Origin of the sequence: Shewanella algicola, assembly GCF_014648035.1 — a bacterium.
In the GTDB taxonomy this organism is placed as follows: domain Bacteria; phylum Pseudomonadota; class Gammaproteobacteria; order Enterobacterales; family Shewanellaceae; genus Shewanella; species Shewanella algicola.
In genome coordinates this window covers 1-2,393 of sequence record NZ_BMQI01000119.1, presented here as the reverse complement: position 1 = coordinate 2,393, position 2,393 = coordinate 1, and the positions used below count along the sequence as shown (strand labels likewise).

The window sequence follows — 2,393 nt, the reverse complement described above, 5'->3', positions numbered from 1 at the left end:
CTTACCGCTCCCTGTTTTATTTTTATGAAAAACTGAGGCGACAACTATCCTGACACAGGGGGGGAGTGGGGCAGAAATGTGTTGGCCGAGCCAACTTAAAAATGGACAAAAGCGGGTTAAAAGTTACCTTTTTATTAAAGTTTACCCTGACCCTGACCCCACTAAATTTTTACACTAAATTTTAAATTTTAAATTTGACCCCAATAATTTAAATGAACCGTCCTGTTCGGAGCCGCATGCAGGGTGGTGTGGGGGCTGGAGGCTAGATACCTCCGGATACCCGATTAGGTGTTTTTCACTAATCTCTAGGTAACCAGCCATCATCATTTCGGTTGGGAATAGGCAAGTCTTTTGATTTTGCAATTTCAATAATTTTACTTTCAAAATGTGGAGCCCAACCATCCCAATTTACTTGGTAACAAGTATTACAGACTTGAACTCCATAGGTAGGTATAATTTTACCTTCGTATAAATGAGGACCCATTTGGAAATTTGCGCTGCATAAATCACAACTGAACATACTCTTAGATTCTGACATTTGTAAACTCCACTTACCGAAACACCTAACGCCGCGCTCTGGCGCTTGCCGAAGCATAGCGTAGAAAAGCCCCTAGAAGCACTTTGTTATGGCATTTTTGTCAAGCCAATTAAATCAAGTAGTTCGTTCCGATCTTGTCTGGATAGCCAGATCTGGAAGCTTTTATCTACGATGTTGAGCCTTAAGTTAGTCTGATCATAGTCTAGAACTAGCGGTTTAATGTCTTTTTTAATCTGCAAGGAGGTTAGCGACTGAAGTGACTGAGTCACGTTTCCTGAGTTTAGCTCAGCACCTCTAGGGTGAACTTGCTGCAAAGTATTTCTAATCTCAGCTTGTTTAAACCCTTTATCAATCTGTTCATCGGTTGCAGTCAAAACCGGGTATAGTAACCACTTGTGCATTTCGAGAACAGTATCTTGAAAACCTTCAGAAAACTGCGTTAGAAATGAATTAAATCTACCACCTTGTTGATTTACAACTTGACTCACAATGTCAGAACAATTCACAGCGTTGCCAATTTCACGATGATCTTGCTGTGTATTGAATACATTTTCTTTTAAACAGCATTGGTGGCATGTTTCCTGAACCACATAGACACTTTCATAGCATGACGACAATAATTCAGCCTTAAAATCTTCAGTAAACGATATATTAAGTAAAGCTTCCCCATCTGAAATAACTTTCCCGAGTTCATCCGGTGTCCATTTATCAGCATTAATAGGTAAAAGCCTTCCGGTAAGATCGCCGTTGTATACGCTGAGGCGGTTCTCTTCAAGCCAGACACCAATAATAATAAAACAAAATTCTGAATTCTCATGGAATGCCTTCAAGGCGACTGAAAAATCTTTTTGCGTGTCAACTGGCAAATAATGGAAATCCTCTAAAACAATATATTTTTTAAAACCAATTTTTTCCAAGGTTGAAATGATGTCATTTACATCAAGCGGATCTAATTCAAGCGGTGCTTTCGTAATGCCTTCTTCCTCGGCTCTCTCTGCTTCGGCACCACCCTCTGCTGCAGCCCCCCAGATGCCAGCTTTTATTTTTGCAAATATCTTCTGTTTTCCCGAGGTTGCTAAGGTAGTGGAAACTGTCAACTCGAACCCAGCTTGCTTTAGTATGGCTTCATGAACATGTTCCAACCCCCACTTATTTGAGCAATGAACCACAACATAGTCATTGTCATTTAGGCAGTGCTTTCTTAGGGAGGTCTTGCCTTGTTTCGAACTACCGTAGATGACCAAATGCTGACGTCGTGCAAGGTTATTTATTAGAACTGTATCCGCACTTTCCCTATCAACATAATTTAGAGGAAGATCTCGATTTATTCCGAACACTTCATCTACCGCATGCGTTTTCTCGATCAAAATCCTTCTCCTATTTAGAACTTATTTGTAGTAAAGCCATAACAGCCAGGGCGAGAACGTGAACATTTTACGAACAGATTCAGTATATTTTTAAAACTACATTTGTTCAGAACGTTATCATTTCATGAGTGATTGGAAGTAGTTCTGTATTGATACTATTCATTGTGAACAAAAAACGCACACTCATGCGGTTACCCTGCCATAACAGCTTATTGAAGGGCAAAAAATTAAAGTTGCCCTTTTAACTTATTGATTAACCTGAGCTTCGGATAAGAAATTAGCTCCCCAAAGGAACTAAATGCTCGTTCCTTGATCCGATCATTCGACCAAAAGTGATTAGAAAAAGGAACGAGCATGAATAAATTAGTTGAAACCTACTGTGATGTCGATGATTTCTGTCACTTATTTATCCCACATTGGCAGCTCATACTGCTTGAAAATGGTGAAATGAAGCGCAACAGAGCTTGTCGCCTTTCTCCTGCAGAAGT

At 39.9% G+C, this 2,393-nt stretch carries 2 protein-coding genes and 1 pseudogene; 1 reads left to right on the top strand and 2 read right to left on the bottom strand.

The window, feature by feature from the left end; all coding sequences use genetic code 11:
- Positions 1 to 298: 298 nt before the first annotated feature.
- Positions 299 to 538: a hypothetical protein gene (locus tag IEY42_RS21930; protein WP_188927287.1), complete on the bottom strand. Its 240-nt coding sequence runs from the start codon at positions 536 to 538 to the stop codon at positions 299 to 301.
- Positions 539 to 624: 86 nt separating this feature from the next.
- A complete protein-coding gene (locus IEY42_RS21925; protein WP_188927286.1) occupies positions 625 to 1,905 on the bottom strand; it encodes a hypothetical protein in 1,281 nt (426 codons plus the stop codon).
- A gap of 354 nt (positions 1,906 to 2,259) precedes the next feature.
- On the opposite strand from IEY42_RS21925, the pseudogene IEY42_RS22770 reads away from it, so the two are divergent.
- Positions 2,260 to 2,393: pseudogene (locus IEY42_RS22770) on the top strand (IS982 family transposase); the annotation flags it as partial.

What these genes read in the sequence shown, in the direction of transcription:
- IEY42_RS21930 (WP_188927287.1), bottom strand. Translation starts at nt 538, where the DNA reads ATGTCAGAATCTAAGAGTATGTTCAGTTGTGATTTATGCAGCGCAAAT.